Consider the following 12,924-nt stretch of genomic DNA (forward strand, 5'->3'; position numbering starts at 1 on the left):
GCCATCCGTACGCGGACCGGTGGTCGCCGTTCGCACGGCCAGGGCGCCCGGTGCCGGTCTCGGTGTCGGGCGCCCTGGCCGTGCGGGCGGGGCCTGCGGGGGCCTACTCGCTCGGTGACCAGTAGTCGACCAGGGTCGCGGTGCCCGGCTCCAGGCTCTTCCACGAGCCGGTGTGGGTCAGGACCGCGAAGGCGGCGGTCGGGAAGCCGCGCCGGCTCATCCGTGTCAGCGTGTCGCCTTCGCTGTCTCCCGCGAGGACGTCGGCGAGGCCCTGCACTCCGGGGTTGTGGCCGACCAGGACGACGTTCCTGACGTCCTCCGGCGTCTCGTTCAGGACGGCGATCAGCTCGCCGGGGGACGCCTCGTAGATCCGCTCCTCGTACACGGTCCTGGGCCGCTCGGGCAGCTCGCCGACGGCGAGCTTCCAGGTCTCGCGGGTGCGCAGGGCGGTCGAGCACAGGGCGTAGTCGAAGGTGATGCCGGAGTCTGCCAGCTTGCGGCCGGCGACGGGGGCGTCCCTGCGCCCCCGGTCGGCCAGCGGCCGCTCATGGTCGTCGACCTGGGGCCAGTCCGCCTTGGCATGCCGGAAAAGGACGATCCTGCGGGGTTCTGCGACGCTCATGGCTCCCAGCTTCGCATGAAACCGGCCTCGGGGCGCAGGGAGTTGAGGGGCTCCCCGACACGAGTGAACGGTGTGGGAGGGGCAAGGGGCTCGGGCTACCTCCGCAGGAGTTCCCTGGCGCGTTCCATGAGGTGGACGAGGTGCGGGTCACCCGCTGACGCGTGTGCGTCGGCCGGGTTGAGGAGCAGCGCGAGCAGCACGACGAAGGCGACGGCCGGGAGGGCCACCGCCCACCAGGGCAGGCGGGCGCGGGCCCCGCCGGTGGCCGCCGGGTGGGGCTTTGCGTGCGTGGTGGCCGGCATGACGCCTCCTGGTCCGTCCGTGAGCTGGTGACACTTCGACGGTACGGACCGGGAGGCGGGCGCCCCATCCGGTGATCCACCCAATCGACCCTGACCCCTGCCCCCTAGGGGACGGTGGGGCTGTCCCCACCCCCGGGCAGCGGGCACGGGCCGCGGGCGGACGGTCAGGGCGAGGCGAACGACGCGATGACGGCGACGATCACGGTGACACCGAGCATCGCGCCCAGCACGAGCAGAAGCTTCTTGTGGCTGTTCTGGGGGTTCGGTTCGAGCACAGGCGACATGCGGCAAGTGTCGCACCACCCGGCCGGCCTCAGGACGCGGGGGCTCCGGACGCGGGGGGCGCGGAGCGCGGGGCCGCCTCGTCCTCGACGGTGCGGTCGCGGCCCGCGAGGACGCCGACCACGATCTGCGGCACCATCAGCGTGGCCATGAGCGCGATCGGCACGGTCCAGCCGTCGGTGCTCTGGTAGAGGACGCCGACGAGCAGCGGGCCGGGGATCGAGATCAGATAACCGACGGACTGGGCGAACGCCGACAGCTTGGCGACGCCCGCGCCGGTACGGGCCCGCATACCCACCATCGTGAGGGCCAGTGGGAAGGCGCAGTTGGAGACACCGAGCAGCAGCGCCCACGCCCAGGCGCCGGCGGCAGGGGCCAGATACAGGCCCGCGTACCCGGACAGGCCGCACAACCCGAGGACGACGACGATGGGGCCCTGCTGCGGCAGGCGCGCGGCGAGCCGCGGGATGACGAAGGCGAGCGGCACGCCCATCGCCATGGTCACGGCGAGCAGCACGCCGGACGTCGAGGCGGAGACCCCGGCGTCGCGGAAGATCTGCGCCATCCAGCCCATGGTGATGTACGCGGCGGTGGCCTGGAGGCCGAAGAACACGGCGAGCGCCCATGCCGTGCGGCTGCGCGTGATCCGGATGCCGTCGTCGGCGGGCCCGCCGTGACCGGGCCCGCCGTGACCGGAACTGTCGCGGGTGGCCGTGTCGCGCGCGGTCGTGTTCTGGGCGGGCGCGTTCTGGGCGGGCCGCGTCGCCGCCGCGCCCCGGTCCCGTACGAGCGGCAGCCAGGGCAGCACGGCGACCGTGGCGAGCGCGGCCCACACGGCGAGGCCCGTCCGCCAGCTGCCGCCGAGCGCGTGGGTCATCGGCACGGTCACGGCGGCGGCCAGGGAGGTGCCGAGCGCGAGGGCCATCGAGTACAGGCCGGTCATGGAACCGACGCGGTCGGGGAACCAGCGCTTGACGATGACCGGCATGAGGACATTGCTGACCGCGATGCCCATGAGGGCGAGCGCGCTGGCGGCCAGGAAGCCGGCGGTGCCGCCCGCGTACGGACGGATGATCAGACCCGCGGCGATCGCGATCATCCCGGCGCAGACCACGGCGGAGGCGCCGAACCGCTTGGCGAGCCGGGGCGCCGCCACGCCGAAGACCGCGAAACAGAGCGGCGGCACGGAGGTGAGCAGTCCGGCGACGCTGCCGCTCATGCCGAGTCCGTCGCGCACGTCCTCCAGGAGTGCGCCGAGGCTGGTGATGGCGGGCCGCAGATTGAGGGCGGCGAGCACGATTCCGATGGTGACCAGGCGCACGGCCCACGCGCGCGGGGGCGCGCTCTTCTCCGCGTGGTCGGCGTGCCCCGTGTGCCGGGCGCGCCCGGTGCGTGTCGAGGAGTCGGCGGCGGTCGGCGACGCGATCGTCGGGGTCGGGGTTTCCTCACTGGCCATGAAACACATCATAGAATCATGGGATGATTGGTTGTCCAATCCGTTGCCGTAGATCCGTCGTCCCCGCCGAAGGAACGTCATGCCGCTGAACTCCCCCCGGCGCTCGGCCCTGTCCGAGCAGGTCATCTCCGCACTGCGCGCCCAGATCTCCTCGGGCGAGTGGCCGGTGGGCTCGCGCATCCCCACGGAGCCCGAGCTGGTCGAGCAGCTGGGCGTCGCCCGGAACACGGTGCGGGAGGCGGTGCGGGCGCTCGCGCACAACGGCCTGCTCGACATCCGGCAGGGTTCGGGCACGTACGTGGTCGCGGCCAGCGAGCTGGCCGGCGTGATGCAGCGCCGGTTCGCGGACGCCGACCCGCGGCACATCGCCGAGCTGCGCTCCACGCTGGAGTCCAGCGCGGCGAGACTGGCCGCCGAGCGGCGCACCGAACGCGACCTCAAGCAGCTCGACGCACTTCTCGTACGGCGTGAGGATGCCTGGGAGTCGGGCGACGCGGAGCGGTTCGTCACGGCGGACGCGACGTTCCACATGGCGGTGGTGGCGGCGTCCCACAACGACGTGATGACGGCGATGTACGCGGACCTGGGCGCCGTGCTGCAGGACTGGCTGCGCGAGGACGTGGGCGAGGAGCTGACCGCCGAGAACCACATGGACCACACCCGCCTGGTCGACGCGATCCGGGTCGGCGACGCGCAGGCCGCCGCGGCGGAGGCGGCCGGCTATCCGTTCCTGTGCCGTCCGGGGCGGCTCACCGCGCCGGCTTTTGGTGACTGACCCACGCCGTGGCCACCGACTTCCAGCAGCGGCCCGCCAGCGTCAGGGTCTGGGCGGGGTCGACGGCCGTCGGCCGTGAGTCGGTGTCGATGTCCCACCACTGTCGGCACTCGATGTGCAGCGCGACACGGTCGGTCTCCGGGTACGGATTGTGGCAGGAGGCCGTCACGCGGGACCGGGTGACATCGACACGGCAGTCCGCGCCGAAGAGTTCCCGCTTCTGGCCCGCCACGCGCCCGTGGCGGGCGACGGGCTCGGACGACGCCGCGTCGTAGGGCAACGCGACCAGCAGGGTCAGCGCCGCGAGGACCGGGGCGACTCGATGAGGCAGGTACACGAAGGGACCTCCTTGCACCCAGAGTGCAAGGAGGTCCCTTCGTGGTGCCCGGCCGGTGAGCCGAACGGGTGGCGCCCCCGGAAGGGCCCTGGGTCTTCCGCGCCGGTCCGTCCTTACGCGCCGATGGCGTGCAGACCGCCGTCGACGTGAATGATCTCGCCGGTCGTCTTCGGGAACCAGTCCGAGAGCAGGGCGACGACGCCGCGCCCGGCCGGCTCGGGGTCCTCCAGCTTCCACTCCAGCGGCGAGCGGCTGTCCCAGACCGCGGCCAGCTCGCTGAAGCCCGGGATGGACTTCGCGGCCATGGAGCCGAGCGGGCCCGCCGAGACCAGGTTGCAGCGGATGTTCTGCTTGCCCAGGTCACGCGCCATGTAGCGGCTGGTGGCCTCCAGGGCGGCCTTGGTCGGGCCCATCCAGTCGTACTGCGGCCAGGCGAACTGGGCGTCGAAGGTGAGGCCGACGACCGAGCCGCCCTCGGTCATCAGCGGCAGCAGGGCCATCGTCAGCGACTTCAGGGAGAAGGCGGAGACGTGCATCGCGGTGGCCACGGACTCGAAGGGCGTGTTGAGGAAGTTGCCGCCGAGCGCGTCCTGCGGGGCGAAACCGATGGAGTGCACGACGCCGTCGAGCCGGTCACCGAGGTGCTCGCGGACCTGCCCCTCCAGGCGGGCGAGGTGCTCGTCGTTGGAGACGTCGAGCTCCAGGACCTTCACCTTGCCGGGCTCGGGCAGCTTCTTGGCGATGCGCTCGGTCAGCGTCGGCCGCGGCCAGGCCGTGAGGATGATCTCCGCACCCTGCTCCTGAGCCAGCTTCGCGGTGTGGAAGGCGATGGAGGACTCCATCAGCACACCGGTGATCAGGATGCGCTTGCCCTCGAGAATTCCGCTCATGTGATCAGTGACCCATGCCCAATCCGCCGTCAACCGGAATGACGGCTCCAGTGATGTACGAAGCGTCGTCGGAGGCGAGGAACCTCACCGCGGCGGCGATCTCCTCGACCTGCGCGTACCGGCCGAGCGGCACCTGCGCCACGATGTTCGCGCGCTGCTCGTCCGTGAGCGCCCTGGTCATGTCGGTGTCGACGAACCCGGGGGCGACGACGTTGAACGTGATGTCGCGGGACCCGAGCTCACGGGCGAGCGAGCGGGCGAAGCCGACGAGACCGGCCTTCGAGGCGGCGTAGTTCGCCTGCCCCGGCGCCCCGTACAGGCCGACGACCGAGGAGATCATGACGACGCGGCCCTTCTTCGCGCGCAGCATGCCGCGGTTGGCGCGCTTGACGACGCGGAAGGTGCCGGTGAGGTTCGTGTCGAGGACGGACGTGAAGTCCTCCTCGGTCATCCGCATGAGGAGCTGGTCCTTGGTCACGCCGGCGTTGGCGACGAGAACCTCGACCGGACCGTGCTTCTCCTCGATCTCCTTGTAAGCCTGCTCCACCTGCTCGCCGTCGGTGATGTCGCACTTGACGGCGAGGAAGCCCTGCTTTTCGAGCTCTGCGGGATCTCCGGAGCGGTATGTGATCGCGACCTGGTCTCCCGCGTCCGCGAACGCGCGGGCGATGGCGAGGCCGATGCCCCGGTTTCCTCCGGTGACGAGAACCGAGCGGCTCAACGGATCACCCTTTCGTTTGCGGTGGTGGTTCCGCAAAAACCTATCGGTACGAGCACTGGTACGAAGAATCGGTCACCGACAGTCGCGTACGCGACTCGCTGTCGGGTCTCTACAGAAAGGTGTGGCCGATGCCGCGTCCGACGCGACATGATCGGGGCTCTGCAGTGGCTGCACGGCGACGACAGGGAGACATTCGTGCCTCATACGATCGATGAAGCGTTCACGGCACTCCCGCTGCGGGCGCTGGCCGACGCGGCGCTCGCCCGTGCCCGGGCGCTGGGCGCCGAACACGCGGACTTCCGCCTCGAACGGGTGCGCGGCGCCTCGCTGCGGCTGCGCGACGCCCGCCCGGCCGGCGCGTCCGACACCATCGACCTCGGATACGCGGTGCGGGTGGTGCACGGCGGCAGCTGGGGGTTCGCGTCCGGCGTCGACCTGACCATGGACGCGGCGGCGAAGGTGGCCTCCCAGGCCGTGGAGATGGCGAAGCTGAGCGCTCGGGTGATCGAGGCGGCGGGTCCGGACGCGAGGGCCGCGCGAAGCGCTTCCTCGGACGGGCGGTGGCGGGAGACGGGCGGGCGCGTCGAGCTGGCGGACGAGCCGGTGCACGCGGACCGGACATGGATCTCCTCGTACGAGATCGACCCGTTCTCCGTACCGCAGGAGGATCGGGCCGGGCTGCTCGCCGAGTGGAGCGCGGGGCTGCTCGCCGCCGACGGGGTCAGCCACGTCGACGCCTCACTGCTCGCCTTCCACGAGAACAAGTTCTACGCGGACACGGCGGGCACGGTGACGACGCAGCAGCGGGTACGGGTGCATCCGCAGCTGACGGCGGTCGCCGTGGACGAGGCGAGTGGCGAGTTCGACTCGATGCGCACGCTCGCGCCGCCCGTGGGGCGCGGCTGGGAGTACCTCACCGGGACCGGCTGGGACTGGGCGGGCGAGCTGGCCGAGATCCCCGAGCACCTCGCCGAGAAGATGCGGGCGCCGAGCGTGCGGGCGGGCTCGTACGACCTGGTCGTGGACCCGTCGAACTTGTGGCTGACCATCCACGAGTCGATCGGCCACGCCACCGAGTTGGACCGCGCGCTCGGCTACGAGGCCGCGTACGCGGGTACGTCCTTCGCCACGTTCGACCAGCTCGGCAAGCTCAGGTACGGCTCCGAGCTGATGAACGTGACGGGCGACCGGACCGCCGAACACGGCCTGGCGACGATCGGGTACGACGACGAGGGCGTGGCCGCGCAGTCCTGGGACCTGATCAAGGACGGCACTCTGGTCGGCTACCAGCTGGACCGCCGGATCGCGAGGCTCACCGGGTTCGAGCGGTCCAACGGCTGCGCGTTCGCCGATTCGCCCAGCCACGTGCCGGTGCAGCGGATGGCGAACGTGTCGCTCCAGCCCGATCCCGGCGGGCTTTCGACCGAGGATCTCATCTCGGGGGTCGACCGGGGGATCTACGTGGTCGGTGACCGGTCCTGGTCGATCGACATGCAGCGCTACAACTTCCAGTTCACCGGGCAGCGCTTCTACCGGATCGAGAACGGGCGGCTGGCCGGGCAGCTGCGCGATGTGGCGTACCAGGCGACGACCACGGACTTCTGGGGCTCCATGACCGCGGTCGGCGGCCCGCAGACGTACGTCCTGGGCGGCGCCTTCAACTGCGGCAAGGCCCAGCCGGGCCAGGTCGCGTCCGTCTCGCACGGCTGCCCCTCGGCCCTCTTCAAGGGCGTCAACATCCTTAACACCACTGAGGAGGCGGGCCGATGACCGCTCGTACGAACAAGCCGCACGAGATCGTCGAGCGGGCCCTGGAGCTGTCCCGGGCCGACGGGTGTGTCGTCATCGCCGACGAGACGTCCACCGCCAATCTCCGCTGGGCGGGCAACGCCCTGACGACGAACGGTGTCACGCGCGGCCGGACTCTGACCGTCGTCGCGACGGTCGACGGCCGGCAGGGAACGGCCGCCGGTGTCGTGTCCCGGTCGGCCGTGACCGCCGACGACCTGGAACCGCTGGTGCGGGCCGCGGAGGAGGCCGCGGCGAAGGCGGAGCCCGCCGAGGACGCGCAGCCGCTCGTCGACGGCGTACCGCACTCCCCCGACTTCACGGACGCCCCCGCCGAGACGTCGTCCGCGGTGTTCGCCCGGTTCGCGCCCGCGCTCGGTGAGGCGTTCGCGCGGGCCCGCTCGGGCGGGCGTGAGCTGTACGGGTTCGCCAACCACGAGATGACCAGCAGTTATCTCGGTACGTCGACGGGGCTGCGGCTCCGGCACGACCAGCCGAACGGCACCCTTGAGCTCAACGCCAAGTCGCCGGACCGCGTGCGCTCGGCGTGGGCGGGGCGCGCGACGCGGGACTTCACGGACGTCGACCCGACCGCCCTGGACGCGGAGCTCGCGATCCGGCTCGGCTGGGCGAAGCGCCGCGTCGACCTGCCCGCGGGGCGGTACGAGACGCTGCTGCCGCCGACGGCGGTGGCGGACCTGCTGATCTACCAGCTGTGGTCGTCGGGGGCGCGGGACGCCGCCGAGGGCCGGACCGTGTTCTCCAAGCCCGGCGGCGGTACGCGCGTGGGCGAACGGCTCAGCGCACTGTCGCTGACGCTGCGCAGCGACCCGCACGAGCCGGGCCTGGAGTCGGCGCCGTTCGTGCTCGCGCACGCCTCCGGCGACGACGTGTCGGTCTTCGACAACGGCCTCCCGGTCGGCGCCACCGAGTGGATCTCCGGCGGCGAGCTGCGGCATCTGACCACCACGCGGCACAGCGCCGGGCTGACCGGGCTCGCGGTGGCCCCCGCCGGTGACAACCTGATCCTGGACGGCGGGTCGGGCAAGTCCCTGGACGAGATGGTGGCGGCCACGGACCGCGGCGGGCGCTGCCTGCTGCTGACCTGCCTGTGGTACATCCGCGAGGTCGACCCGGCGACGCTCCTGCTGACGGGCCTCACCCGCGACGGCGTGTACCTGGTGGAGAACGGGGAGGTCGTCGGCGAGGCGAACAACTTCCGGTTCAACGAGTCGCCGGTGGATCTGCTCGGCCGGGCCACCGAGGCGGGGCGTACGGAAAAGACGCTGCCCAGGGAGTGGGGCGACTGGTTCACTAGAGCCGCGATGCCCGCGCTGCGCGTGCCGGACTTCAATATGAGTTCGGTCAGCCAGGGCGTCTGACCCGCTCGGTTTCGCCCATAGACTGGCAGGGACCGGCACTCACGTACGTACGAGGAGACACAGAACCGTGACGGACATCGTCGACGAACTCAAGTGGCGCGGGCTGATCGCCCTCTCCACCGACGAGGACGAGCTGCGCAAGGCGTTCGCGGACGGTCCGGTCACGTTCTATTGCGGTTTCGACCCGACCGCGCCGAGCCTGCACCTGGGCAACCTGGTACAGATCCTCACCATGCGGCGCATCCAGCAGGCGGGCCACCGCCCGCTGGGTCTGGTCGGCGGCGCCACCGGTCTGATCGGTGACCCGAAGCCGAACTCGGAGCGGACGCTGAACTCGCCCGAGGTCGTGGCGGGCTGGGTCGAGCGGCTGCGCGCGCAGATCGCGCCGCTGCTCGACTTCGAGGGGCCGAACGCCGCGGTCATGGTCAACAACCTGGACTGGACCCAGGGCATGTCGGCCATCGAGTTCCTGCGTGACATGGGCAAGCACTTCCGGGTCAACAAGATGATCGCCAAGGAGGCCGTCGCCCGGCGGCTGAGCTCCGACGCGGGCATCAGCTACACCGAGTTCAGCTACCAGATCCTGCAGGGCATGGACTTCCTGAAGCTGTACGAGCAGTACGGCTGCACCCTGCAGACCGGTGGCAGCGACCAGTGGGGCAACCTGACCTCCGGCACCGACCTGATCCACCGGGTCCACCCGGAGGCCAAGGTGCACGCGCTCGGCACCCCGTTGATCACCAAGGCGGACGGCACGAAGTTCGGCAAGACCGAGTCGGGCACCGTCTGGCTCGACCCGGAGATGCTGTCGCCCTACGCGTTCTACCAGTTCTGGCTGAACGCGGACGACCGGGACGTCGCCAACTTCCTGCGGATCTTCAGCTTCAGGTCCCGCGAGGAGATCGAGGAACTGGAGCAGCAGACCGAGGAGCGTCCGCAGGCGCGTGCGGCGCAGCGTGCGCTGGCCGAGGAGCTGACGACGCTGGTGCACGGCGCCGACCAGACGGCCGCCGTGATCGCCGCGTCGAAGGCGCTGTTCGGGCAGGGCGACGGGAGCCTCGCGGACCTGGACGAGGCGACGCTCGCCGCGGCGCTCTCGGAGCTGCCGAAGGCCGAGGTCCCCGAGCTCGGGGCGCCGGTCGTCGACCTGTTCGCCGAGGTCGGCCTGGTCGCCAGCAAGTCCGCCGCCCGCCGGACGGTGAAGGAGGGCGGCGCGTACGTGAACAACGTCAAGGTGCCCGGCGAGGATCACGTCCCGGCCGCCTCCGACCTGCTGCACGGCCGGTGGCTGGTGCTGCGGCGCGGCAAGAAGAACCTGGCGGCGGTCGAGGTCAAGGGCGCCTAGAAGCCGGGTTTCCGCGACTTCGTTCGACGCGCAAGAGTGCGGCTCCCCTCGCGGGCAGCCGCACTCTTGCGCGTGACCCTTCGCCGTACGGAAGCGTCAGGCCTCCTGTTTCCTCTTGCCCAGCGTCGCCACGTACAGCATGTCGCCCACGCCCACGATGATGATCGCGGCGACGAGCTGGAAGGCGTGACGGCTCCAGTCGATGCCCGGGGTCGCGCCGACCCCCGCGGCGCGGGCGACCGCGTTGCCCGCGATGGCGCCGAGCATGCCGAAGATGGTCGTCAGCCACAGGGGGCTGTGCTGCTTGCCCGGAAGGATCGCCTTGGCGATCAGGCCCAGCACGAATCCGACGATGATCGCCCACAACCAGCCCATGGCTGCCTCCTTGTACGGCTCTTACGTGAGCTTTATGCCAGTCTCGGCCCGTAGGCCATACAGCGCATGTCGGCCACACCCGTACGTGGGACGGCCCGGCCGACTCGGCGCGTTGTGGCGCGCCCCGGTCTTATCGGCGTCGGATGCCGGGCGTACGGTGGAGGCAGTCCGGTCCGGGGAGAGGTCCGGCACGTAGTCGGGTGGTGGAAGTGATGCGGAAGCGAAGCGGCAGCGGCGGTGGCGAGGCGAACGTCTTCCGGATCACCGGAGCCCGGCAGGGGTTGGCCGAGGATGTGCGGGGCCGTCAGCGCAGGTACATCATCTCGATGAGCATCCGGACCGTCTCGGTCATCCTCACCGCGGTGCTGTGGAACGTGGAGCGGCCCGTCGCCGTCGTCACGCTGATCTTCGGCGCGCTGCTGCCGTACGTCGCCGTGGTGATCGCCAACGCGGGCCGGGAGAACGCGCCGTCCCTGCCCAAGACGTTCGTGCCGGGACCGACGCGCCCCGCCATCACCGCCGCGTCGGCCGGCGGGCCCGTGGAGCCACGCCCCGAGGACCGACCGTAGTCACGGCGTGACGCCCGGCACCGGTGCGGTCCTGACGGGCAGCTCAGCGGTGCCCGAAGCTCAAGAAAAGCTCAATCAATCGTGTTGTTCCGGTGCCGGTCGGCCGGTCGGCCATGACATACTTCGTACGCGCTCCGCATCCCCCGTCGGAGCGACGGACCGACGCCGGGCAGCTCCCCCCGTGGCTGCCCGGCGTCGCCTTTTCCCCCGGCTCTCAAGAAGTCCCGCGCGGGCTCTAGGGTTGAGCCGTGCATCTCACAGACCTCTCCGAACCGGCTCCCACCACTGCGCAGTGCTCGGCCAAGGGCTGTCGCGCCGACGCCGTGTGGGTGCTCGCCTGGAACAACCCGAAGCTGCACACGCCGGATCGCCGTAAGACGTGGCTGGCCTGCGACGAGCACCGGGAACACCTGGCGAAGTTCCTCGGCGTGCGCGGGTTCCTCAAGGACGTGGTCGCGCTGGCCGAGTGGGAGGACACCGGGACCGACGGCGACGCCTGAGTTCAGCCGCCGATCGCCGACATGGGGCGCTCGGGCTGCAGGAACGAGGGATCGTCCAGACCCGAACCGGCCTTCTTGCCCCACATCGCCAGCTTCCATATGCGGGCGATGTTCTCGTCGTCGCTCTCGGCGCCCTCGGCCCTGAGGGCGGCGCGCAGGTCCGTCTCCTCCGTGGCGAACAGGCAGGTGCGGACCTGGCCGTCGGCGGTGAGGCGGGTGCGGTCGCAGGCGGAGCAGAAGGGCCGGGTGACGGAGGCGATGACGCCGACGCGGTGCGGTCCGCCGTCGACGATCCAGCGCTCGGCCGGGGCGGAGCCGCGCTCCTGGGAGCCCTCAGGCGTCAGCTCGAAGCGGGTGCGCAGGGAGGCCAGGATGTCACCGGCGGTGATCATGCCGTCGCGCTTCCAGCCGTGCTGGGCGTCGAGGGGCATCTGCTCGATGAAGCGCAGCTCGTAGCCGTGCTCGACGGCCCAGGCGAGCAGGTCGGGGGCCTCGTCCTCATTGAGCCCCGGCATCAGGACCGTGTTGACCTTGACCGGTGTCAGGCCCGCGTCCCGGGCGGCCTCGAGGCCCGCGATGACGTCCTTGTGGCGGTCGCGGCGGGTCAGCGTCTTGAAGACGTCGGGGCGCAGTGTGTCCAGGGAGACGTTGACCCGGTCGAGGCCCGCGGCCTTCAGCGCGCCGGCGGTGCGGCCGAGGCCGATCCCGTTCGTGGTCAGGGACATCTTGGGGCGCGACTCCAGGGCCGCGACGCGCTCGACGATGCCGACCAGGCCGGGGCGCAGCAGCGGCTCACCGCCCGTGAAGCGGACCTCGGTGACGCCGAGCCGGGTGACCGCGATGCGGATGAGGCGGACGATCTCGTCGTCCGTGAGCAGGTCGGGCTTGGCCAGCCACTGCAGACCTTCCTCCGGCATGCAGTACGTGCAGCGCAGGTTGCACCGGTCGGTCAGCGAAACCCGCAGGTCGGTGGCGACTCGGCCGTAGGTGTCGATGAGCACGTGGCCCCCTCCCTCGGATTTCCTGTCACTTCCACCCCCGAGACTACGTGACGGGTATGACAGAGACAGGACCTTGATCCCACGACGGTTCCGGGCTCTTGTCGTAGAGAGCTACGAGCCGGGGAGGGCCACGGACGCCGCACGGCACGCCCTGGTGGGTCTTTGGACGTTTCTTTCCCTTTTCATTGCCGACCCGGGCCGGTGGGGATAGGTTCGCTCCGCACCACGCGTCATGTACATGCACTTGCCCGGACACCTCGTGCGTCCGGGCATCGCCGTATCCGACGGATGATGTGGAGACCCCATGGCTCATCTGCCCGCCAGGCGCCGCGCGGCCCTCGCCCTGCCGACCGGCATCGCGCTGACCGCGTGCTTCTGCTTCATGCCGAGCGCGACCGCCGCCCCGGCCGGTTCCCCGGCGGCCTCGTCGACCGGCACGTCGGCGACCGCGCCGGCCGCCTCCCGCACGCTGAGGGACAGCGCATCCGCATCGCTCGCCTATTAGTGCTTGGTCAGGTTGATGTCGGGGTGGGTATGTCGCGGTGGCAGGTGGGGCAGGCGCCGGTCCATGTGGCGAGG

General features: G+C 71.0%; 16 protein-coding genes. 7 read left to right on the forward strand and 9 right to left on the reverse strand.

The annotated features are described in order from the left end of the window. Positions 1-103: 103 nt before the first annotated feature. The 4 genes from OFY01_RS30280 to OFY01_RS30295 all read right to left on the reverse strand — a co-directional run bounded on the left by OFY01_RS30280 (position 104) and on the right by OFY01_RS30295 (position 2,662). Positions 104-622, reverse strand: coding sequence for a SixA phosphatase family protein (locus OFY01_RS30280; RefSeq protein ID WP_266605347.1), 519 nt, complete (start codon positions 620-622; stop codon positions 104-106). 95 nt (positions 623-717) lie between these two features. Next, a complete protein-coding gene (locus OFY01_RS30285) occupies positions 718-924 on the reverse strand; it encodes a hypothetical protein (RefSeq protein ID WP_266605348.1) in 207 nt (68 codons plus the stop codon). A gap of 164 nt (positions 925-1,088) precedes the next feature. Next, positions 1,089-1,208 carry an SGM_5486 family transporter-associated protein gene (locus OFY01_RS30290; RefSeq protein ID WP_266605350.1) on the reverse strand — a complete coding sequence of 40 codons (120 nt, stop codon included), beginning with the start codon at positions 1,206-1,208 and terminating at the stop codon, positions 1,089-1,091. Between the two features lie 29 nt (positions 1,209-1,237). Then, complete coding sequence (locus OFY01_RS30295; protein ID WP_407700456.1) at positions 1,238-2,662, reverse strand: CynX/NimT family MFS transporter; 1,425 nt, start codon at positions 2,660-2,662, stop codon at positions 1,238-1,240. A gap of 79 nt (positions 2,663-2,741) precedes the next feature. On the opposite strand from OFY01_RS30295, the gene OFY01_RS30300 reads away from it, so the two are divergent. Continuing rightward, complete coding sequence (locus tag OFY01_RS30300; protein ID WP_266605354.1) at positions 2,742-3,437, forward strand: FadR/GntR family transcriptional regulator; 696 nt, start codon at positions 2,742-2,744, stop codon at positions 3,435-3,437. Here OFY01_RS30300 and OFY01_RS30305 read toward each other — a convergent pair. From OFY01_RS30305 to fabG, 3 genes are all read right to left on the reverse strand, one after another. Beyond that, positions 3,412-3,774 carry a hypothetical protein gene (locus OFY01_RS30305; RefSeq protein ID WP_266605356.1) on the reverse strand — a complete coding sequence of 121 codons (363 nt, stop codon included), beginning with the start codon at positions 3,772-3,774 and terminating at the stop codon, positions 3,412-3,414. The two genes, OFY01_RS30300 and OFY01_RS30305, sit on opposite strands and share 26 nt — an antisense overlap. A gap of 113 nt (positions 3,775-3,887) precedes the next feature. Next, positions 3,888-4,664, reverse strand: coding sequence for an enoyl-ACP reductase FabI (gene fabI, locus OFY01_RS30310; RefSeq protein WP_266605358.1), 777 nt, complete (start codon positions 4,662-4,664; stop codon positions 3,888-3,890). Between the two features lie 4 nt (positions 4,665-4,668). Further along, on the reverse strand, positions 4,669-5,385 hold the full coding sequence (gene fabG, locus OFY01_RS30315) for a 3-oxoacyl-[acyl-carrier-protein] reductase (protein ID WP_266605360.1): 717 nt from the start codon (positions 5,383-5,385) through the stop codon (positions 4,669-4,671). A 195-nt stretch (positions 5,386-5,580) separates the two neighbouring features. Here fabG and OFY01_RS30320 point away from each other — a divergent pair, with 195 nt between their 5' ends. The 3 genes from OFY01_RS30320 to tyrS all read left to right on the forward strand — a co-directional run bounded on the left by OFY01_RS30320 (position 5,581) and on the right by tyrS (position 9,900). After that, the gene (locus OFY01_RS30320; RefSeq protein ID WP_266605361.1) at positions 5,581-7,155 is read left to right on the forward strand and encodes a TldD/PmbA family protein; all 1,575 of its coding nucleotides are present in this window, start codon (positions 5,581-5,583) and stop codon (positions 7,153-7,155) included. Then, a complete protein-coding gene (locus OFY01_RS30325; RefSeq protein ID WP_266605362.1) occupies positions 7,152-8,555 on the forward strand; it encodes a metallopeptidase TldD-related protein in 1,404 nt (467 codons plus the stop codon). Before OFY01_RS30320 ends, OFY01_RS30325 begins: the two co-directional genes overlap by 4 nt. Before the next feature lie 67 nt (positions 8,556-8,622). Next, positions 8,623-9,900: a tyrosine--tRNA ligase gene (gene tyrS, locus OFY01_RS30330; RefSeq protein ID WP_266605363.1), complete on the forward strand. Its 1,278-nt coding sequence runs from the start codon at positions 8,623-8,625 to the stop codon at positions 9,898-9,900. 96 nt (positions 9,901-9,996) lie between these two features. Here the strand turns inward: tyrS and OFY01_RS30335 are convergent, their stop codons facing one another. Beyond that, entirely contained in the window at positions 9,997-10,275 is a 279-nt protein-coding gene (locus OFY01_RS30335; RefSeq protein ID WP_266605365.1) for a GlsB/YeaQ/YmgE family stress response membrane protein, read from the reverse strand. A gap of 212 nt (positions 10,276-10,487) precedes the next feature. Between OFY01_RS30335 and OFY01_RS30340 the strand changes: the two genes are divergently transcribed. Then, positions 10,488-10,844: a DUF3099 domain-containing protein gene (locus OFY01_RS30340; RefSeq protein WP_266605366.1), complete on the forward strand. Its 357-nt coding sequence runs from the start codon at positions 10,488-10,490 to the stop codon at positions 10,842-10,844. Between the two features lie 248 nt (positions 10,845-11,092). Then, on the forward strand, positions 11,093-11,344 hold the full coding sequence (locus OFY01_RS30345; protein WP_266605368.1) for a hypothetical protein: 252 nt from the start codon (positions 11,093-11,095) through the stop codon (positions 11,342-11,344). 2 nt (positions 11,345-11,346) lie between these two features. Here OFY01_RS30345 and moaA read toward each other — a convergent pair whose 3' ends face one another. After that, positions 11,347-12,345 carry a GTP 3',8-cyclase MoaA gene (gene moaA / locus OFY01_RS30350; protein WP_266605370.1) on the reverse strand — a complete coding sequence of 333 codons (999 nt, stop codon included), beginning with the start codon at positions 12,343-12,345 and terminating at the stop codon, positions 11,347-11,349. Between the two features lie 304 nt (positions 12,346-12,649). On the opposite strand from moaA, the gene OFY01_RS30355 reads away from it, so the two are divergent. After that, entirely contained in the window at positions 12,650-12,850 is a 201-nt protein-coding gene (locus OFY01_RS30355; RefSeq protein ID WP_266605372.1) for a hypothetical protein, read from the forward strand. Positions 12,851-12,924: the final 74 nt, after the last annotated feature.

The sequence above is a fragment of the Streptomyces beihaiensis genome (assembly GCF_026274175.1).
In the GTDB taxonomy this organism is placed as follows: domain Bacteria; phylum Actinomycetota; class Actinomycetes; order Streptomycetales; family Streptomycetaceae; genus Streptomyces; species Streptomyces beihaiensis.